General features: G+C 61.8%; 15 protein-coding genes and 1 pseudogene. 10 read left to right on the forward strand and 6 right to left on the reverse strand.

Annotated elements, in window-relative coordinates; all coding sequences use genetic code 11:
* The 5 genes and pseudogenes from CCR95_RS22365 to tnpA form a co-directional block, all read left to right on the forward strand.
* Nucleotides 1-137, forward strand: a pseudogene (locus tag CCR95_RS22365) (IS5-like element ISLpl3 family transposase); the annotation flags it as partial.
* A gap of 71 nt (nucleotides 138-208) precedes the next feature.
* On the forward strand, nucleotides 209-6,550 hold the full coding sequence (locus CCR95_RS22370) for a non-ribosomal peptide synthetase (RefSeq protein WP_201098654.1): 6,342 nt from the start codon (nucleotides 209-211) through the stop codon (nucleotides 6,548-6,550).
* 10 nt (nucleotides 6,551-6,560) lie between these two features.
* Entirely contained in the window at nucleotides 6,561-7,802 is a 1,242-nt protein-coding gene (locus CCR95_RS22375; protein WP_201098656.1) for an FAD-dependent oxidoreductase, read from the forward strand.
* Between the two features lies 1 nt (nucleotide 7,803).
* Nucleotides 7,804-8,601, forward strand: coding sequence for a 4'-phosphopantetheinyl transferase family protein (locus CCR95_RS22380; RefSeq protein ID WP_201098658.1), 798 nt, complete (start codon nucleotides 7,804-7,806; stop codon nucleotides 8,599-8,601).
* Between the two features lie 342 nt (nucleotides 8,602-8,943).
* The gene (gene tnpA / locus CCR95_RS22385) at nucleotides 8,944-9,372 is read left to right on the forward strand and encodes an IS200/IS605 family transposase (protein ID WP_201098660.1); all 429 of its coding nucleotides are present in this window, start codon (nucleotides 8,944-8,946) and stop codon (nucleotides 9,370-9,372) included.
* 338 nt (nucleotides 9,373-9,710) lie between these two features.
* Here tnpA and CCR95_RS22390 read toward each other — a convergent pair whose 3' ends face one another.
* Together CCR95_RS22390 and CCR95_RS26520 are read right to left on the reverse strand one after the other, a co-directional pair.
* Nucleotides 9,711-10,223: a helix-turn-helix domain-containing protein gene (locus CCR95_RS22390; protein ID WP_201098662.1), complete on the reverse strand. Its 513-nt coding sequence runs from the start codon at nucleotides 10,221-10,223 to the stop codon at nucleotides 9,711-9,713.
* Nucleotides 10,187-10,390 carry a recombinase family protein gene (locus CCR95_RS26520; RefSeq protein ID WP_201098663.1) on the reverse strand — a complete coding sequence of 68 codons (204 nt, stop codon included), beginning with the start codon at nucleotides 10,388-10,390 and terminating at the stop codon, nucleotides 10,187-10,189. The genes CCR95_RS22390 and CCR95_RS26520 overlap by 37 nt, the downstream gene beginning before the upstream one ends.
* 120 nt (nucleotides 10,391-10,510) lie before the next feature.
* Between CCR95_RS26520 and CCR95_RS22400 the strand changes: the two genes are divergently transcribed.
* From CCR95_RS22400 to CCR95_RS22410, 3 genes are all read left to right on the forward strand, one after another.
* A protein-coding gene (locus tag CCR95_RS22400) for an IS3 family transposase (RefSeq protein ID WP_420825686.1) occupies nucleotides 10,511-12,078 on the forward strand; the annotation gives its coding sequence in 2 pieces (ribosomal slippage) (nucleotides 10,511-10,967 and nucleotides 10,967-12,078; 1,569 coding nt in all).
* A gap of 496 nt (nucleotides 12,079-12,574) precedes the next feature.
* Nucleotides 12,575-13,498, forward strand: a complete 924-nt coding sequence (locus CCR95_RS22405; protein WP_201098664.1) for a DNA-binding protein — start codon at nucleotides 12,575-12,577, stop codon at nucleotides 13,496-13,498.
* Nucleotides 13,499-13,838: 340 nt separating this feature from the next.
* Entirely contained in the window at nucleotides 13,839-14,990 is a 1,152-nt protein-coding gene (locus tag CCR95_RS22410) for a Fic family protein (protein ID WP_242523432.1), read from the forward strand.
* Between the two features lie 40 nt (nucleotides 14,991-15,030).
* Here the strand turns inward: CCR95_RS22410 and CCR95_RS25985 are convergent, their stop codons facing one another.
* The 3 genes from CCR95_RS25985 to CCR95_RS22420 all read right to left on the reverse strand — a co-directional run bounded on the left by CCR95_RS25985 (nucleotide 15,031) and on the right by CCR95_RS22420 (nucleotide 17,034).
* Nucleotides 15,031-15,156, reverse strand: coding sequence for a hypothetical protein (locus tag CCR95_RS25985; protein ID WP_276570299.1), 126 nt, complete (start codon nucleotides 15,154-15,156; stop codon nucleotides 15,031-15,033).
* Between the two features lie 168 nt (nucleotides 15,157-15,324).
* Entirely contained in the window at nucleotides 15,325-15,663 is a 339-nt protein-coding gene (locus tag CCR95_RS22415) for a hypothetical protein (protein WP_201098665.1), read from the reverse strand.
* A gap of 12 nt (nucleotides 15,664-15,675) precedes the next feature.
* Complete coding sequence (locus CCR95_RS22420; RefSeq protein ID WP_201098666.1) at nucleotides 15,676-17,034, reverse strand: antA/AntB antirepressor family protein; 1,359 nt, start codon at nucleotides 17,032-17,034, stop codon at nucleotides 15,676-15,678.
* Between the two features lie 67 nt (nucleotides 17,035-17,101).
* On the opposite strand from CCR95_RS22420, the gene CCR95_RS22425 reads away from it, so the two are divergent.
* Nucleotides 17,102-17,389: a hypothetical protein gene (locus CCR95_RS22425; protein WP_201098667.1), complete on the forward strand. Its 288-nt coding sequence runs from the start codon at nucleotides 17,102-17,104 to the stop codon at nucleotides 17,387-17,389.
* A gap of 240 nt (nucleotides 17,390-17,629) precedes the next feature.
* Here CCR95_RS22425 and CCR95_RS22430 read toward each other — a convergent pair whose 3' ends face one another.
* Nucleotides 17,630-17,983: a helix-turn-helix domain-containing protein gene (locus tag CCR95_RS22430; protein ID WP_201098668.1), complete on the reverse strand. Its 354-nt coding sequence runs from the start codon at nucleotides 17,981-17,983 to the stop codon at nucleotides 17,630-17,632.
* A gap of 222 nt (nucleotides 17,984-18,205) precedes the next feature.
* On the opposite strand from CCR95_RS22430, the gene CCR95_RS22435 reads away from it, so the two are divergent.
* Nucleotides 18,206-18,625, forward strand: coding sequence for a hypothetical protein (locus tag CCR95_RS22435; RefSeq protein WP_201098669.1), 420 nt, complete (start codon nucleotides 18,206-18,208; stop codon nucleotides 18,623-18,625).
* Nucleotides 18,626-18,827 lie beyond the last annotated feature (202 nt).

Consider the following 18,827-nt stretch of genomic DNA (forward strand, 5'->3'; position numbering starts at 1 on the left):
ACCAAGCGCGCCATCTGATCGAGAACTTCTTCGAGAAACTCAAGCAATTCAGAGCGATTGCCACCCGCTATGACAAGCTGGCCCGCAATTTCCTGGCGGGAGTCCATTTGGCTGCGGTCAGCATCCTGCTCACATGATGGAAAGGCTCTGGATCTCAGTGCTAATCCCACACAACATGAATTGATGACACGCCCTAGGAGAGTACCAGATGAATAACCATGCGATCTCCTTCGACTATCCAGAAAATAGCACGATTCCAGAGTTATTTGAGGCATTCGTCGCGGCACATCCCGACGCCCCCGCGGTGGTCTTTGGTGATCGCACACTCTCCTATGCCGAGTTGAACGAGCGAGCGAACCGGACTGCGCATACCATTCGCAGGCTCCATCGTCTGCAGTATGATCGAGAACTAGCCCCGGATACACCGATCGGTATCTATATTAATCAGGGGCCGAATATGATCGTGGGGCTACTCGCAATCCTCAAGGCGGGTGGCGCCTATCTGCCTCTTGATCCGGCCTATCCCGAGAGCCGTCTGAAATGGATGATGGAGGACGCGCAATTACCGATCATTATCACCGAGCAAACGCTGGTCGAACAATTGCTCTTTCTAGACGATTGCGATTATGGTGTGATTTGTCTTGATGGGGGCTGGGATTGGATCGCGCAACAGTCCTGCGAGAACCTCTCGCCCATCGTTGGCCCACGCTCCCTGGCCTATGTGCTTTACACCTCCGGCTCTACGGGGCGACCAAAAGGGGTGATGGTCGAGCATCGTTCCGTCATTCACCTGGTGCGGAATCAGAACTATATCGAGGTACGAAGTTGCGATTGCCTCGCGCAAACCGCGAGCATTTCCTTCGATGCGGCCACCTTTGAAATCTGGGGAGCGCTCCTGAACGGCGCCCGCCTCGCCATCATCGACCGCTCCGAGCTGTTGTCGGGCGTACGACTGGCCGCGGCACAGCGTCGTCATGGCGTAACCATTGAGTTTTTCACCACTGCCGTCTTCAACCTACTCGCGGAAGGCGACGCCGAGGCGCTGCTCGGGTTGCGGGTCGCTATTTTCGGCGGCGAGGAGGCGAACGCCGTCAAGGTCGTGCATGTCCTCGCTCACAAGTCCCCTGGCCTCACCCTCTGCAATGCGTATGGTCCGACGGAATGCACGAGCTTTTCCACGATCTGCCACCTCTCAGACACTGACTCCCCGCTTTCCGTCATTCCGATCGGCGTGCCACTGGCACGCATGTATGCCTATGTTCTTGACGAGCATCTGCAACCGGTGCCGGCAGCTGTGATGGGCGAGTTGTACCTGGGCGGGGACGGTGTTGCGCGCGGGTACCTAAACCGCACCGAGCTGACCGCTGAACACTTTATCCCTAATCCGTTCGCCACGGATCAACAGCGGGCACTCGGCAAGAACCTGGTGCTCTACAAGACCGGCGACTTCGTGAAGCAGTCGCGGTCGGGGCAGCTGATTTACCTCGAACGCGCCGACAATCAGATCAAGATCCGCGGGTTCCGAGTCGAATTGGGCGAAATCGAAACGCGGCTGCAGGCCCATCCGGACGTCAAGGATTGCGTGGTGCTGTCTTATGGCGACTATCATCAGAAACGGCTTATCGCCTATGTCATCCCAATGCGGCCGGGGGGACTCGACCCGCGGGACCTATCGGCAGATCTGGCCGCGGCACTGCCCGCGTTCATGGTGCCATCGGTATTCATGGAGATGGCGTCGTTTCCCCTCAACCCCAATGGCAAGATCGATCGCCGGGCACTCCCGCAGCCCTTCGTCGCCGGTACCGAGACGACTGCATCCTGTTTGAGTAAGCAATGCTGGCAAAGCACGCCGGCCAAACCACGCAATGAGTTGGAATGCACCATCCACGACCTCGTTGCCGCGGCCCTCAACATGCCGGCCCTGGGGATCGACGACAATATCTTTCATTTTGGGGCGCACTCGTTGATCGTGGCGCAGATTTGTGCCGCCATACGCAGCCGGCTGCGGACCACCCTCGACCCCAAGGAGGTCTTCGAACATCCCACCGTCGCCGGCATCAGCCGTCTGGTCGCAGACCGGCAAGCCATGGGCGCCGACGATGAGGTGGCTATCCCGAAGGCTCCGCGCGACCAGCCGATACCCTTGACGTACCAACAGGAACAGATCTGGTTCCTGAGCAAGCTCGTGCCCGATAATCGCGCCTACAACAGCCAGTTCAGCGTGCGTTTGCGCGGTCCGCTCGATCCAAATGTCCTGCGGCGCTGCTTGCAGGAGATCGTGTGCCGACACGAAATCTTGCGTACGACCTTCCATGAACGCAACGGTGTACCGGTTCAGGTCATCCACGACCCCTGGCCGGTCGAACTTCCCGAGATCGATCTTCGTCATCTGCCGGCGCAGCGCCGCGAGCAGGAGGTCGAGCGATGCATCGGCGAGGAATTGAATCACTCCTTCGATTATGCCCGGCTACCGCTGTTTCGGTCACGCATCTATTGCCTGGATCAGGATGATTGGCTGTTACTGCACATTGAACATCACTTCATTCATGATGGCTGGGAGATCATGGTCTTTCTGCAGGAGCTCAAGACCCTGTACGTCGCGTTCGTGGACGGCAGGGAGTCACCGCTGGCGCCCCTGTCAATTCAATACGCCGATTACGCGGTGTGGCAGAGAAAGATGCTCGTTGGCACGCGGCTGGATGAGAAAGTGCGCTATTGGATCGACAAGATTCGCGATTATCCCCATGTCTTGAATCTTTATACCGATCGACCCCGGCCCGCGGTCCAGGGTTTCCGGGGCGACAATCTTCGCTTCAACCTCGACCCTGAGCTCTATCAGGCCCTGCGAGCCTTCAGTGTGAGCCACCAGGTCACGCTGTTCATGACGATGTACGCCGTCTTCGCGGTGCTGCTGTCGCGGTATTCGGACCAGGAAAAGTTGCTGGTTGGCACCGGCGTCGCCAATCGCGATATGAAAGAGACCGAAGGCCTCTTGGGCATGTTCGTCAACATCGTCTTGCTCTGTGCCGATCTGTCCGGTCGCGCGACCTTCACCGAATTCCTGGAAAGGACCAGACAGGGCATCATCGAGGACATCAAGCACCACGACACCCCCTTCCCGGCGATCGTCGAACGGCTCAAGGCCGGCCACAAGTCGGATCGCAACCCCCTCTTCCAGGTCATTTTTGCCTTTCATGACAGTGCTGTGCCGGTATTGGACTTCGCCGGGGTGCGGGGAACCATCCTGGAACGGCACAACCAGACGGCGAAAACCGACATGAACCTGATCTGCATCCCGCGGGCAGAACAGCATGTCGCCATGGGCGCGGCGGCCCCGCCGGACGAAGACCTGACCTTGATCTGGGAATATAATACCGATCTGTTTGAGCGCGGGACCATTGAGCGGATGACCTCGCACTATGTCGCGCTGTTGCGCGAAATCGTTCGGGATCCCGGCCAGCGGGTCAGCGACCTGGCGATGATCGGTGACGTCGAGGCCGCCGAGCTGCTAGCCTTCGGCGTCGGCGTCCGCGTACCTTACCCGGTCGAGAAGACCCTCCCGAGACTGTTCGAGGAACAAGCCCATCGCCATCCCGACAAGACAGCGGTAATCCACCGTGGGCAGGGGCTCTCCTATTCCGAACTGAACGCCCGAGCCAATCGGCTGGCCAGGCAACTGCGGCAAACCGATCAGGCCCGGCTCGGTCGGCACCTCGAAGCCGGCGCCTGTGTCGGTCTGTGCGTGACCCGGGGGATCGATATGGTCGTCGGCATGCTGGCGATACTCAAGGCGGGGGCCGCCTATGCGCCGCTGTCACCGGATTATCCGGAAAACCGTCTGCGCTTCATGCTCAATGATGCCGACATCAAGGTCGTGCTCACGCAAACGGACATCGCCGCGCGGGTACCCTTGCTATTGCAGGGCGACTTGGTGCTGATCGGTATAGACGCCGCCCGGAACGCCGGCGCGCAGCAGTCAGCAGACGACCTCGACGCGTTCAGCGGCGCGACCGATACCGCCTTTGTCATTTATACCTCGGGGTCGACCGGGGTCCCCAAGGGGGTGGCAGTCCCACACCGCGCCGCGCACAACCTGGTGCTCGCGGCCACCGCAAATAGATGCTCGGAAAGCGACACCTTTGCGCAGATGGCCGATTACGCCTTCGATGCAGCCACCTTTGAGATATGGGGCGCGCTGGTCACCGGGGCGACCGTGGCGATCATCGACAGCGACACGGTGCTGAATCCGGAACGACTGCTGGCAACCATGGGGGAAAACGGGGCCACGGTCGCGTTCTTTACCACGGCGCTGTTCAACCTGCTGACCGAAACGAAGCCCGAGGTATTGACGCGTCTAAGGTGCGTTCACTTCGGCGGGGAGATGGCGAACGCCGCTTGCGTGAGAAAGGTGCTTCAGTGCAAGGGGCCGCAGACCGCCCTGATGCAGGTCTACGGGCCGACGGAATGCACCACCTACAGCACGCTGTACGAATTGACCGACCAGGACGCCGGGCGCGACATCATGCCAATCGGCCGGCCGCTGGCCAACTATACCACCTATGTCCTCGACGAAAATCGGCGACTGGTCCCGGTGGGCGTACCCGGCGAACTGTATATCGGCGGCGACGGTGTGGCGATTGGCTACCTCAACCGCTCGGAACTGACCGCCGAACGGTTCGTCCCAAATCCCTTTGCCACCCCCGAGGATCGCGAGCGGGGTGCGAATCTGGTGATGTACAAGACCGGCGACAGGGTCCGCTGGCTCACCGATGGGACCCTTCACATTCTTGGCAGGATCGACTTCCAAGTGAAAGTCCGGGGCTTCCGGATTGAACCTGAGGAGGTGGAAAAGGCCCTGTTGACGCATCCGGGAGTCAGGCAGTGCATCGTCGTCCCTTGGGAGGGCAATCTGATCGCGTACTGGGTTCCCAGTGGGCCACCCGGGGCGGTGTCCCAAGGTGAGTTGAAGTCGCATCTGATGACGCAGCTGCCAGACTATATGGTGCCCTCCGCCTTCCTGGAAACCGAGCGATTCGAGTTGAACCGGAACGGGAAAATCGATCGGACCAAGCTTCTCGCCCCGGGAATCGCATTGGTGATGGCGAAGAAAGGGGAGCAGGTCGCGCCACGCACTGAAACTGAACGCCGGCTGGTCGCCATCTGGCAAGACTTGCTGCGGATCGGCAGCGTCGGTGTACAGGACAGCTTCTTCGAATTGGGCGGTAACTCCATCCTCACCGTGCGAATGCTAGACCTGGTCAAGCAGACGTTCGGAGCGGAGATCAACGTGGCCAGTCTCTTCTCCAGGCCAACGATTGCCGCCATGGCCGCCCGGATCGACAGGTCCGGACCGGAGGAGGTGGTTGGTGACGACAATCTCGCGCTGGCCCTTAAGGATGCGCAGGAAGACCTACCAGTCATCGCGGGAACGCCAGCCACGCCGGGAGCTCCCCAGGGCATACTCCTGACCGGGGTTACCGGCTTTCTGGGCTTTCATCTGCTGGACAAGTTTTTGTCCCTCACGAGCGCCCGGATCTACTGCTTGGTCAGAGGTGTAGACGACGACGCGGCCTTGGCGCGATTCATCGACACGCTGCGTTTCTACGGACACCCGGAACTGGAAGGGCATCCGCGCATCGTCCTGGTTCGGGGAGACCTGGGTAAGCCGGGCTTGGGTCTGGAGCCGCCACTGATCCAGGAGTTCGATGAGCGCGTAGACCACATCATGCATTGTGGCGCGTTCGTCCATCACATGTTCGATTACCGTACCGTACGGGGAGAGAACGTCGGCAGCGTCATCGAATTGCTGAAGATCGCCGCGCACGGCCGACCCAAGGTCTTTCATTTCATCTCCACCCTCTCCGTGGCCAGCCGCCGCGACCACGTTGGGCGGATCGTCGAAGTCGAGATTGGCGACCGGCCGATCTCCACCAACGGCTATGTGATGTCCAAATGGGCGGCGGAGCGTATTCTCCAACGTCATGCGCAAAAGGGCCTGATGGTCAATATTTTCCGCCCGGGCAATATCACCGGGCACAGCCTGACGGGGGTCTGTTCTCCCGAAAAGAATCATGCCCTGCTGCTGGTGAAAGGGTGCTTGCAAATGAAATGTGCCCCCGACTGGCAACGCCCCATCGAAATGACGCCGGTGGATGTTCTTGCCGAAGCGATTGTCAGGTTGTCGCTGGAGACCCCGGGCGGCGGTGTGTTCAACATGAACAATCCGGTGCAGATAGACTGGGCCGAGTATATGGATGTGCTGGGGACCTTGGGTCTTGCCTGCGAGCTGGTGAGTGTCGATGTCTGGCGACAGCGGCTCGAAGGAATTGGCGAGAAAAATGCCTTGTATCCGCTGCGAGAGATCTATCTCAAGGCGCGAGAAGACCTGATCGATCCGGAAGGTCACGCGATCACGGCGCGCGATTCCGCCATGACTCAGGATGCGCTCCACCGGCTGGGCGTGTTTTATCCCTGCGATTATCTCCCGTATCTGCGGACCCTGGTCCACTATTTACAGACAAGCGGGTTCTTTCCAACCGCGACGCAGTGAGGACGTGACCATGCGACATCATGAGATCATCATTGTTGGCTCCGGTGCTGGTGGAGCGACTTTGGCGCGGGATTTGTGCCGGAAAGGTAAGGACGTGCTGATATTGGAAATGGGCGCAGATGCCTTCCCGCAGCCGCTGTCCATCGCCACTTCAAAAGAAGGAATCGATATCTATCAGGCATTTGGGGCTGGCGGGGCCACCGTGCTCTGCAACGGCAACGGGGTCCGGGCGCTCGAACGAGATCTGGCTGCGCTGGGCATTGAGCTCCAGCAGGAATATGCGCAACTCGAGGCCGAGCTGCCGGTGGCACCGATCGCCGATTCCTTGCTATCGCCGGAGGGCTCGTTAAGACTGCTGGATATCTTCGGCGCCGCCGGCATCCCGATGCGACGTATGCCCAAGTTTATTGATCCCGCGAAATGCAAGGGCTGCGGCATGTGCAGCCTTGGCTGCCCGAACGGCGCGAAATGGGACTGCAGAGTCTTCTTGAACGACGCCCTGACCCATGGCGCCGAAGTCCTATACCACACCACCGTCACTAAGGTCCTGATCGAAAATGGCCGGGCGGTTGGGGTCGAGGCGACTGGCCCGGGCGGGGTCGAGCGACTGACCGCTGATGTGGTCGTGCTCGCCGCGGGTGGTTTGAAGACACCGCTCATCCTCCAAAACTCTGGGATCGAGGCCGCCGGCCAGCGGCTGTTCGTCGATCTCTGCGAGATCTGGTGTGGCGTGACACCGGACATCGACATCTCGCGTGAACCGCCGATGCAACTGGTCTATACCGAGATGGCCCAAGAGCACCGGATCAGCCTATGCACGGTGTATGTGAGTAACCGAAAGAAGCTCCGTTACTACTTCGGAGACAAGTCTGAACTGTTCAGAAATAATCATTGGGTGGGAATACTGGTCAAGATCGGCGACGAAGCCACGGGGCGGGTGTTTCCTGACGGTAGCGTCTCGAAACGCGTCACGGATGGGGACAGAAGAAAATTCGAGCAGGGCGCGGCTCAGGCGCGAAAGCTTTTGCAAACCGCGGGCGCCGCGGATGACTCGATCATTAAACTCGACAAGATTTACGGCGGACACAATGGGGCTACGGCCGCCATCGGCGAGGTGGTGAATACGGAACTGCAGACCGCGGTGACTGGCCTGTTCGTGTGCGACGCCAGCGTGTTGCCGCTCGCGCCCGGGCTCCCGCCGGTGCTCACCATCATGGCCTTGGCCAAACGTCTGGCGAAGACCTTGGCATGATATGACAGCGGACGTTATCACCGATGCGTCGGCCGGCGCGGCCCGGGAGGATTCGCTAGATGACCTGAGCGCAACAACCATCCATATCGCCACATTGGCTATCGACAGACTATACCCCGCGGACTGGCGGCGGCTGGAATCCATCCTGGACCAAGCGGAACGGACGCGCGCCGCCCGCTATCGATTTGCCGCTGACCGCCAGGCCTTCATCGCGGCGCATGGCCTAGTGCGCTTCCTACTTTCGGCACGCCGCGGGGTCGCCCCCGACGCCTGGCAATTTGCGGCAGGGTCGTTCGGCAAGCCGATGATCACCGGTCCACGTTTGGAATCGAAATGCCAATTTAGTCTCACGCATACCCGGCGGCGAGTGGCGGCGGCCGTTTACCAAGGCAACCGGGAAATCGCCCTCGGCCTCGACCTGGAGGCGGTCGGTCAGCAGACGAGCGACCTGGCAATCGCGGATGCCTTTTTTGCTCCGACGGAACGTGCGCAACTACTGGCTATCACCGATCCGGACCTGCGTCAAGAGCATTTCATCGCGTTGTGGACGCTTAAGGAATCAGTCATCAAAGCTACTGGGTTGGGACTGTCGCAGCCACTGGCCGATTTCGCTTGTGACTTCGATCCCATTCGGGTGCGGTTTCAGGATTCGCAATCATTTAGGGGCTATTGGCACTTCCGCCAATGGCGACCGGACACCAACCATTTCATGGCTCTTGCTGTCTGCTGGCCCCAGGCCGATCCCCCCGGTATTCGAGAGCGGTCGTTCGACAGCGGTTCACTGGACCCTATCTTATGATCCCGGAGCTTATAGCGTGGGTATCGGGGAGGTGGCAGGATCTGCGAACGCGCATACCCTTGGAATTGCAAACTCACCGAGGGTAGTCAACGATGTCCGAAACACCTGCGCGGGGGAACTGTCGGCCCCGGTTCTCGCGTTTGTCGGCGAACAACTATCCGGGCCGCCCAGAGCCTCGTTCGACTGCTCTCTGGTCAGATTGTGTTCCCTGTGACTTCACATAAATAAAAAAGGTAATCCCCCGGCTCTGCCGGGGTGACAGTAGCAGTTTGACATTGACGGGAGTCCATCGGGGACACTCCGTGCCGTGAGCCGCCAAAGCACACGACTGGGAGAATCCCGATGGACAATCAAAGCCTAAGTCACTCCAAGTGGGAGTGCAAATATCATATTGTTTTCATTCCAAAGTGCCGTCGCCGCGTACTCTATGGGCAGCTGCGTCAGCATTTGGGCGAGGTGTTCCACAATCTGGCCAGACAACAGGAAAGCCGCATTGAAGAAGGGCATCTGATGGCGGACCATGTTCACATGTTGATCGCGATCCCGCCCAAGTACGCTGTTTCACAAGTGGTCGGATTCATCGAAGGCAAGAGTGCCATTCACTTGGCCCGCGTCGACGGGGAGCGGAAGCAAAATTTCACGGGCCAGCACTTCTGGGCGCGGGGGTATTTTGTGTCCACGGTGGGACGGGATGAAGCGGTGATTCGCCAATACATTCGCCGCCAGGAGCAGGAAAACCAACGTTTGGATCAGTTAAACCTCTGGCGCTGATTTGCCACCTTTAGGTGGCGCATTAACCGTGGGGCCGCGTTAGCGTCCCCTTGCCGCTTTGAGCGGCTCACGAGTTCAAGGCCCCCGGCTCTGCCGGGGGATGGTTACTCACGTTATCGGCCGCGACAGACAGGCGTAACGGCCCGTTCGGCGGTCATCCGACCGTTCGCAGCAGGTCGCCAAGCCCGCCTACGAACCGGCGGCAACTGCCGCTCTTGCGATACCACGCCCAAGATGTCAGCAACGCAAGTCGGGGTACGACAACGATTCCTTCATTTTTGGGCCACAACGATGTGACTCGACGGTCGGAACTGCCCGACAGGCTCAACCCCTCAGCCTCACCAGCTTTTTTCCGGATCGTCCGCCGAGCTGATGTCAGCTTCGATGAAGCAATGCCGAAGGTCCGCATACCGCTCCGCTTCAGCGCAGATTTCCTCGTAGATGGTGCGATCCAGCTCCTCATCGGATGTGTAAGGTACCGATAGGAGGTATTCACAACCCTTCTGGTCGGCCTTCTGCATGGCGAAGCGGCTGAGCACATACCGCTCGATCTCCTCCCGGACCTTGCCCTTCCCACGAACGAATTTGCTGTTGTTCTCTACCCGAAGCCGCAGCGTCACTTTCGCCACCGTGGGTCGATGCGTGGACGGGCATTCCTTCGCTTTCGGTTCCCCCGGTCCTTCCGGTCTGCCCGAAGCAGGCGATTTGCCGCCTGGCTCCGGCTGGCCGTCGGCGCGCGTGTATTTGTAATACGTGTTCCGGGAGATGCCCACGATCTCGCAAATCTCCTTGACGCTCCGTCCGGAGTCCTTCTTCAGCGCCAGGGCGGCTTTCTTCTTTCGTTCGTCCACCCCCGCCGGTCGGCCCCCGTCCTCCCGCGCTCCCGCGCGGCGGACAACCCGGCTTTCGTCCGGTCGCGGATGATGTCCCGTTCGAACTCAGCGAGCGAGGCGAAGACCCCCGGTGTCAGGATAGAAGTCGCCTCCCTTTGGGAGGATGTGTGTGAGGATGGGGGCATGACAGTCCTGGGGCCTAGCGCCCCTGGGTCGTCGCTGAGAAGGAGCCCGTAGGGCGACTGAGCAGCGACGACCCAGGGGCGCGGCGCGACCCTCTGGGATCTGCAACGAGGCGACGACTCTTGAAGACTTACTCGAACGAACTGAAAGCCAGCATCCTGACCAAGATGCTTCCCCCCAATTCCGTCAGCGTGCCCACGTTGGCGCACGAGCACGGGATTCCCCGTGACACCCTCTACGGTTGGCGCCGTCAAGCCGGCGACCCGACGGGGCTGGTGACCACCCCGGCCGGTCCGGTCGGCGTCCTGAGCAGCGCCGAGAAGTTCGCGGCGGTGGTGGAGACGGCGACTCTCAACGAACTGGATCTGGGCGCGTACTGTCGACGCAAGGGGCTGTTTGCCGAGCAGATCGCCACCTGGCGCAGCGCCTGCCAGCGCGCCAACGAACCCCAACCCACCCACGCCGAGCGCCGCGAACAGCGTGCCGAGCGCGAGCAGATCAAGCAGTTGTCCAAGGAGTTGCAGCGCAAGGACCAGGCGCTGGCGGAGGCCGCCGCCTTGTTGCTGCTCCAAAAAAAAGTCCGGGGGATTTGGGAGGATCCCGCGGACGCTCCCTCCGTCAAGCGCGGCGCGTCCAAGTGAGCGGCTGGATCGGCGAAGCGGTCAGTGCGGGGGCACGCGTGGAGCGGGCCTGCGCCGCCGTCGGACTCAGTGCCCGCACCTTGCAGCGCTGGCGCCAGGCGGGCGCCATCCAGGGCGATGCCCGTTGCCGCGAGCATCGCGCGCCCGGCGCCGTGCGCACCCCGGCCAACCGCCTCACGAACGCCGAGCGCCGCGCCATCCTGACGGTGGCCAACCAGGCGGAATTCGCCCACCTGTCCCCGCACCAGATCGTCCCGGCGCTGGCCGATCAGGGGCGCTATCTGGCCTCGGAAGCGACCTTTTACCGCGTCCTGCGGGCCGCCGATCAACTCGCCCGCCGCGGCCGGCCCAAGGCGCCCCCGCGCGCGCGACCGGCGCCGCTGACGGCCACCGGCCCCAATCAGGTCTGGAGCTGGGACATCACGTATTTGAGCACCACGGTGCGCGGGATGTTCTTCTATCTGTATCTGATCATGGATGTTTTCAGCCGCAAGATCGTCGGTTGGGAGGTCTACCCGAACGAATCCGCCGAGCAGGCCGCCAGCGTTTTCCGCAAGGCCCATCTGCGCGAGGGGGTGCGGGCCGAGGCCTTGGTCCTGCATTCGGACAATGGCGCGCCCATGAAAGGCGCCACCAGGCTGGCCACCTTGCAGCGCCTGGGCGTCGTGCCCTCGTTTAGCCGACCCTCGGTGAGCGATGACAACCCCTTCTCGGAGTCGCTGTTCAACACCCTCAAGGGGCATCCAGGGTTTCCCGAACAGCCCTTCGCGAGCCTCGAGGACGCCCGTACCTGGGTCGACGGATTCGATCGCTGGTACAACACCGAGCACCGCCACAGCGCCCTGCGCTTCGTCACCCCCGCGCAGCGCCATCGCGGCGAGGATATTGACCTGCTCGCCCGGCGTGACGCCCTCTATCGGGTGGCCAAGGCCCAGCATCCCGAACGCTGGAGCGGCACGACGCGCAACTGGAAGCCCGAGACCACGGTCTTCCTCAACCCTGGAAAACCGACCACGACGGAGCATCAAAACCAACTGACAGCGACATGACCAATGCGACAACTACCTTGACACTTACCGAAGAGATGGAAGACGAGCTTGCCGCCGCTCGTTGTGGTGTCGATGCTTGTCGATGACATGTCTGGGGATGCTCTTCGCTGAAACCACCGCTAGATTAGACGCTTTCGGCAGGTTTATGCACCAACGCCTTCCCACAGCCAGAGAGGGCGGCGGCACAGGCCAAGAGAGCGAGGATGAGGCCAGGCGCCTTGTCCAGAGTTGAACGGCTCATCGGTCGTTTTCTCCTGTCGACAGAGTGGCCGGTCAACCCAGCCGGGAGGTGTGGCGGTGAGGATACGCGATCCGCCACCGAGCTGGCACGCCGGCGAATGCCGTCCCTGGCGGTCCGCGGCGATGGCCCCAGAACCCGAACCCGGCGCGCCGTTTTGGCGATCCCATCGCTTCGATCATAAAAATAGCATTATTACGTCATAACGATATGCTATGGTATGGTATCTTTATACCATCTCGACCCCAGGCACCTTCCATGGCACGTCCCGGCATCACGCAAGAACAGGTCAACGACGCCTGCGAGGCACTGACCCTGCAAGGCAAGACCCCGACCGTGGTCAGCGTCCGCACCCACTTGGGCGGCGGCAGTCCGAACAACGTCACCAAATGGCTCTCGGCCTGGAAGTCCCAGCACGCGGGTCTGCGTCAGGAGGCGCTCCCGCCGCTCCCCGAAGCCGTCGAGGCGGCGATACGCCAAGTCTGGGGGGTCGCCTGGAAGACGGCGCAGACGGCCCTGGAGGCCGAACGTGACGCCTTGAAAAAACTGCGAGAGGAGGTCGAGCGCGAACGCACCGAGATGCTCGCCGAGATCGCCCGCCTCGATGACGCGCTGGAAGACGCGCAGGAACAGCGACGCGCCGGCGCCGAGGCGCTGGATACCGAACGTCGGGCGCACGAACAGGCGCGCGCCCACGCACGCGAGATCCAGGCCGTGGCGGAAGAACGCGCCCGGCGTCTCGCGACGCTGGAACAGGATGGACGCGAGGCGCAGCGCCAGACCAACGCACTGAGCGCCTGCAACGGTCAACGCGAAGCTGAGTTGACGCGCGCCCATGCCGACCTGGAGAGGGCGCGCACCCTGATTGGCGAGCTGCGCCAGGCCCAGGGCCGCCCCCCTGCCGAGGCGCAACGCGCCCAGGCGGAACTGGAAAGCAGCCGCAACCACGCGAAAGAAGCCAAAAGCATTGCCGATCTGGCGGGGAAGAAAGTGCAGCGACTCGAACGCACGCTGGAGGAAGAACGGCAGGCGCGGGCGAACGCCGAGCGGTCCATGAACGAGCTGCGGATCGAGGTCGTGACTCTCCGCGAACGGGCGGCGCAGACCGATGAACTGCGGGCCATGGTCCAAATCCTCAAGCAGCCGCCGGGCGTGGCCTTGACGGATCGTGTGCCACATTGAGCAGTGGCGGATCGCTTGACCGATGCCCGCTTGCCGATCAACCGTCTTCACCCATCTTGACCGGCGGGTTTTTCTCGAAGAAATCGATGTCATGCACTCATGCCGCCATGGGATCATGCAGTTATGCCACTATGCGGTCATGCGACTTTCCGAGTTTCGGCGCGATGCGGCGGTCGCGGCCAAAAAACCGGACATGAAACCGGACATGAAACTGTGGGTCGTTTTGCTTTGATCTGTCCTAGATCCATGATATTGAAGAATTCATCACAAGATTTTGGAGCATAAAAAAGTGGACATGGAGGCGGTTGACCGGGGCGAATCCGTTGGACTGATGGAGCCGATGCTTATCCCAGAGGGGGCCAGGCGTCGGGGTGAGATCATCGACCGGACCTTGGCGCTGGCCCAGAAGTCCACCGGGTTACGGCGCGCGTTGCCAGACAGTCTGCTGCCCTCTCTGGCAACCTTAGTGCGTGCAATGAATTGCTATTACAGCAATTTGATCGAGGGACATGACACGCATCCCATTGAGATCGAGCGCGCACTCAGGCAGGACTTCAGCACGGATTCCCGCAAGCGCGATCTGCAACGGGAAGCGCGAGCCCATATTGCGGTTCAGGAATGGATCGACGCAGGCGGTTTGCGCGGAGACGCCCTGACTCCTGAAGGCATTTGCGAGATTCACCAGCGGTTTTGCCGGGATCTGCCCGATGAATTGCTCTGGGCGGAAGACCTGGAGGCGACGGCGCGCGTCAGCGTCGTGCCAGGGGCATGGCGTGGCCGGGATGTGAGGGTCGGCCGGCATCTTGCGGTCAGTCCAGGGGCGGTGCCACGCTTTCTGGCGCGTTTCGCGCAAGCCTATCGCAAACTGGGGCGGGCTGACACTATCCTGGCGGCGGCCTGCGCCCATCACCGCCTGCTCTGGATCCATCCCTTTGTTGACGGCAACGGGCGGGTGGCGCGCTTGATGTCACACGCCATCCTGCTCGAAACATTGGACAGCGGCGCCATCTGGTCGGTCGCGCGCGGGCTGGCCCGCAACGTCGATGCGTACCAGCGCCATCTGGCGGCCTGTGATAGTCCCCGGCAGAACGATCTCGACGGGAGAGGGCAGTTGAGCGAGTCGGCCTTGGCCGATTTTGTTTGTTTCTTTCTCGATCTCTGCATCGATCAAGTGGATTTCATGGAAAACCTGATGCAGCCGGATCGACTGCGTGGGCGCGTTCGACGCTGGGCACAGGAAGCGATTGAGCGGGGTCGCTTACCGCCCAAAGCCGAGGTGGTGCTCGACGCCTTGCTGTACCGTGGCGCGTTGCCGCGTGGCGAGGTGCCGGGGATTGTCGGGACAGGAGACCGGCAGGCGCGGCGGATTGTCTCCGCGTTGAGCGAGGAGGGGGTGGTTGCGTCCGAAAGCAGTCGTGCGCCGCTCGTTCTGGCCTTCCCGGCGCGGCTGGCGAGTGATTGGATGCCGGGCCTGTTCCCCTCTGCGCACTGACCGGTCAAAAAAGATGCCATGCGGTCATGCCGTTCTGCCTTCAAGCGCAACGCGCGAAATCCAACTCCAGGTCCAGCACCGCCTCCGCCTTCGGCTCCAATGGCGTGCCGAACACCTGCTCGCAGCATGCGCGCGCGGCCTCGGGCGTCTCGAAAACGCCGAGCATGGCGCTCCGCAAAGGAACCTGCGTCCCGCGCGGATAATGTTCGCGGCAGCGCTTCTCGTGGACTTTTTGATAATGGCACGCGCTCGCCCTGCCGGATCGGTGATCACGGGTCAAGCGACGCACGGCTTCAGCATCTCCATCCGGGCGGTCGCCAGGCGCTTGGCGCGGTCATTCGGATTCCTCCAGGCGTAACCTGCCCGTGTTCGGCGGGATGGGTTGGATCGACTGTCGCGCTTGCGTGGCCGCCATGGTGTCCAGCAGCGCCTGTACCGTGCGCGTCCCGAGCAACGCCCCGCGCGTGCGCATCAAGGCATCCGGTCGATACCCCCACGCGCTGAGCAGGCCATCCGCATCGCCTGGCGTCCCCAAGCGCGCCAAGACGCGCCGTAAACATTCGCGATGGGTTAAAAAGCGTTCGGAACGCGACATTGCCGCCGTCATGGCGAGCCGGATCTCGGCGGTCATTTCGGCAGGAAGATCGCGCGAAGTCGGTTCGTTGATTGGCATCGTTGACATCCTTTAATGCACCGACGATCCTAGACGCCGCGCGCGCGGCCGGTCGCTTACCGCCGTCGCGAGGTGCGCCTCGATGCGCGCCAGCAATGTCGGAAACGACGCAGCGAAATACAGCGGCGCAGTTTCGCGGGGCGCTTGCGGACTGGTCTCGTTGCGACCATAGGCCAGACCGTCCAGGGTGAGGCTCTTGAACGCCCGCACGGTGCCCTTGGCGCTTTTGCGCGTGAGGATTTCCAGTAGCCCCAGGTCCAGCAAGGCTTGATTCGCGACGATCGTCGAGTGCGCGCTCCCGTGTTCCTTCAACAAATCCGTGAGCGCGCGCACCAGCGATTCGTCGACGAACTCCGGCAAAAACGAACTCGACACGCCCTTGGTCCGGCAGATGTCAGCCAACAGACGAATTTTCGAGGTCTCGGACAAGCGCAGATTCCGCATGGCGACTTCCGCCACCTGGAGCGTCAGGTCGAGCGCGGGAAACGGACGCGGGCCGTCGGTCCACGCGGGGGCGGGTGCAGACGGACGGATCATCGGTACCGACGGCCCGGCGGCAGCCAGCGCCTGGCGCTCCATGGCGATGAAATAACGCCGGGCTTCGCGGCCTTTGGCGTTGTTCTCGACCATGCTCAGTTCTTTGGCCATGTCGAGGGTGATAAGGTAATCCTTGGTAGGGCGGCCCGTTTTGGGTTTTTCTAAATTTTTAGAAAAACTCGTAAAGTCTTGATTCTCAATGAATCCATATTTCGCAATTCGGTTTCCGATCCAGTCGGCAAACTTCGAGGCCACACCGAGAAAGGCATGTAAATCGGTCGCATGGCAGACCTGTCCGGCGACCCCGCCGATCTCCCCCGGAAACACCGGGACCAGCGGGATCTCGCGCTCATCCTCACGATCCGTCACCACGTCCTGTGCGATCGGTGGCACCGGAGGAACCCCCGCGAGCGCTGCGACGGCGGGTATCGGTTCCGGCCCGAGGTCGGGAATCCGCGCCACGGGCCGTGCGGTCAGCCGGGCGAATTCGCCCTTGCGCCAAGCGTTCCAGAGGATCTCGTCGCAGTTTTTTTGAAAGGTGAGAAAATTGTCGCGGTTGTCCGTCGCGGCTTTCGCCTGGTACGGCCGCAGACTGGTTAGCCAGCCGAACAGCTTGCGCAGGGGCAGACACACCGCCGCCGACGCCCCGTCGGCATCGGCGAGCGGAAGCGTCTGGGCGTGCCAGCGGACATCCTTGAGGAGTTTTTCCTGCTGCACCGACCACACCAGCCCCATCGCCAGCACCAAGGGCTTCATCAGCACGAACGGCTGCCCCTCGACAGGCACCAAAAACAGCACGGAATGGCGAAAGAGCACGGGGATCAGCGGGTACATCAGCCTCCTTGTCGAGCAGGATTCGGGTTGGACGCACGGCTGGCGCTCAGGCCGAGAGCGGCGCGCCTTGGATGTGACGCTGGAGGCGGGCCATGTCGGTCCGCCAGGTATCGGCATCGATCTGTGCCAGGTCTGTCGCGACCGCCATCCGGGTCGCACGGTCGTGCCACCAAGCGTCGCCATCCGCTGCCCGCGCGAAGCCACGCCAGTCCTCGCGCGTCCGTCGATGACGGGCTCACGGCGCGAGAACGCGCTCGCGCAACGCCGCCCGGTCGTTTGTCATGCCGAGACCTGCGCCGGTGTCAACACGTCTCAGAACGCTGCGTGCATCGCATCGAGCGACGCGACGGACTGACGCAACGGATCGCGCAAATCCTCTCACCGGGCGGGGTCGCGCATGGCTTGGCGGATCTGGAACGCGCCTTCGATGGCGCTGATGTCAGTGTCCGCGACCCCTCGCTCATGGAGGGGGGCGGGTCGCGCGGGGAAACGGCAGTCGACATGGGAGGACTCGCAGGCGGAAGGACAACGAGAAATCAGAGTACATTTTTAATCGTTAAACGGTCAATCAATAAAAAAGTTTTAATACCAGCCATTAGTCATCCAGAAACGTCCGCATCAACATCCAGAGGCGCCGTTCGGAAAACCGCCCGGACGCCACGGCGGCGATCATCTCCCGCAGCGCCTCGCGGGTGTCCTCGGACAGCCCGCTGGCGTCGACATACACGCGCCAATCCGCCTGCGTTTTCGGTCCCTCGCCGGTTTTTAGCCACTCCGCATTGACGCCCAACGCCTGGGCGATCTGGACCGCAAAGCGCGTATCGCGCCCCACGTCATTCTCGATCTGATGAATGGTCTGCTGCACCGCCCCGACCATCTTGGCCAACGCGGCCTGGGTGATATTGAGCGTTCTGCGCTCGTGTTTCATGCGTTCGCCAAAAGTCGACATGGAAACTCCTGTGGTGAGTAAAAACACCGTTTGCGTTTAAAAACGGTTCACACTTCCAGTTTACTACAACTGTTTAATCTTTTCTTCGACCAAAAAAGCCGTTGATGATCGACTTTTTATCACGTAATTTAAGACACGCCACGCAATCGCGGATCGCCCACGGTCGATCCGATCCGGACCGGCCCACTGGCCGGGGATTTTCGTCGAGATGGAGAGACCCCGATGACCGCGCAACACGAGACCGTCGCCCTGTCGCCCGGCTCGGGCCAGGTGGCGAACATTGCCGACACCCCGCCCGCCGCATCCAGCACGCACGCGACGCGACCGCGGTCCGCGGTGTTTCAGCCCGGCGCCGTCGTGGGCGGCGTCACGATTCTGGCCCGACTGCCCCACGGCTATCGCGTCCGCTATCGCTGCTGCGACACGCTCGCCACGCTGTCGTCCTCGCAGCTCAAGGCGCGGCGCGCGCGCCCGGAGACGCAGTGCCATGCCTGCGCCGCGCAGGCGTCGATCCCGACGCGCACCTTCCGCCATAACGACGAACTGCCGGTCCACCCGCGCACGTTGGCCCCCAGTGCCGCGTTTTTGCTCGGCATTCAGGCCCGCGCGACCGCGATCGTGCGCCAGCGCCACGGCACCTAAATCCCCGCGCGCTCACATCACCTTTCCAGGGGGTTCCGATGCCGACCGCCTTCACCCAGGTTTTCCCAAGCATGCCGGCGAATCCGTGACGCGGACCGTCAGTACGCTTGTCCATCCCGGCCTCGCCGAGGTCGAACGTCTTTCTCTGCACACAGGAATATCCATGCTTTCACGAGAGATTTTTTTGCCGTCGCCGCGGACC

It is taken from the genome of Thiocystis minor, from assembly GCF_016653465.1.
In the GTDB taxonomy this organism is placed as follows: Bacteria; Pseudomonadota; Gammaproteobacteria; order Chromatiales; family Chromatiaceae; genus Chromatium; species Chromatium minus.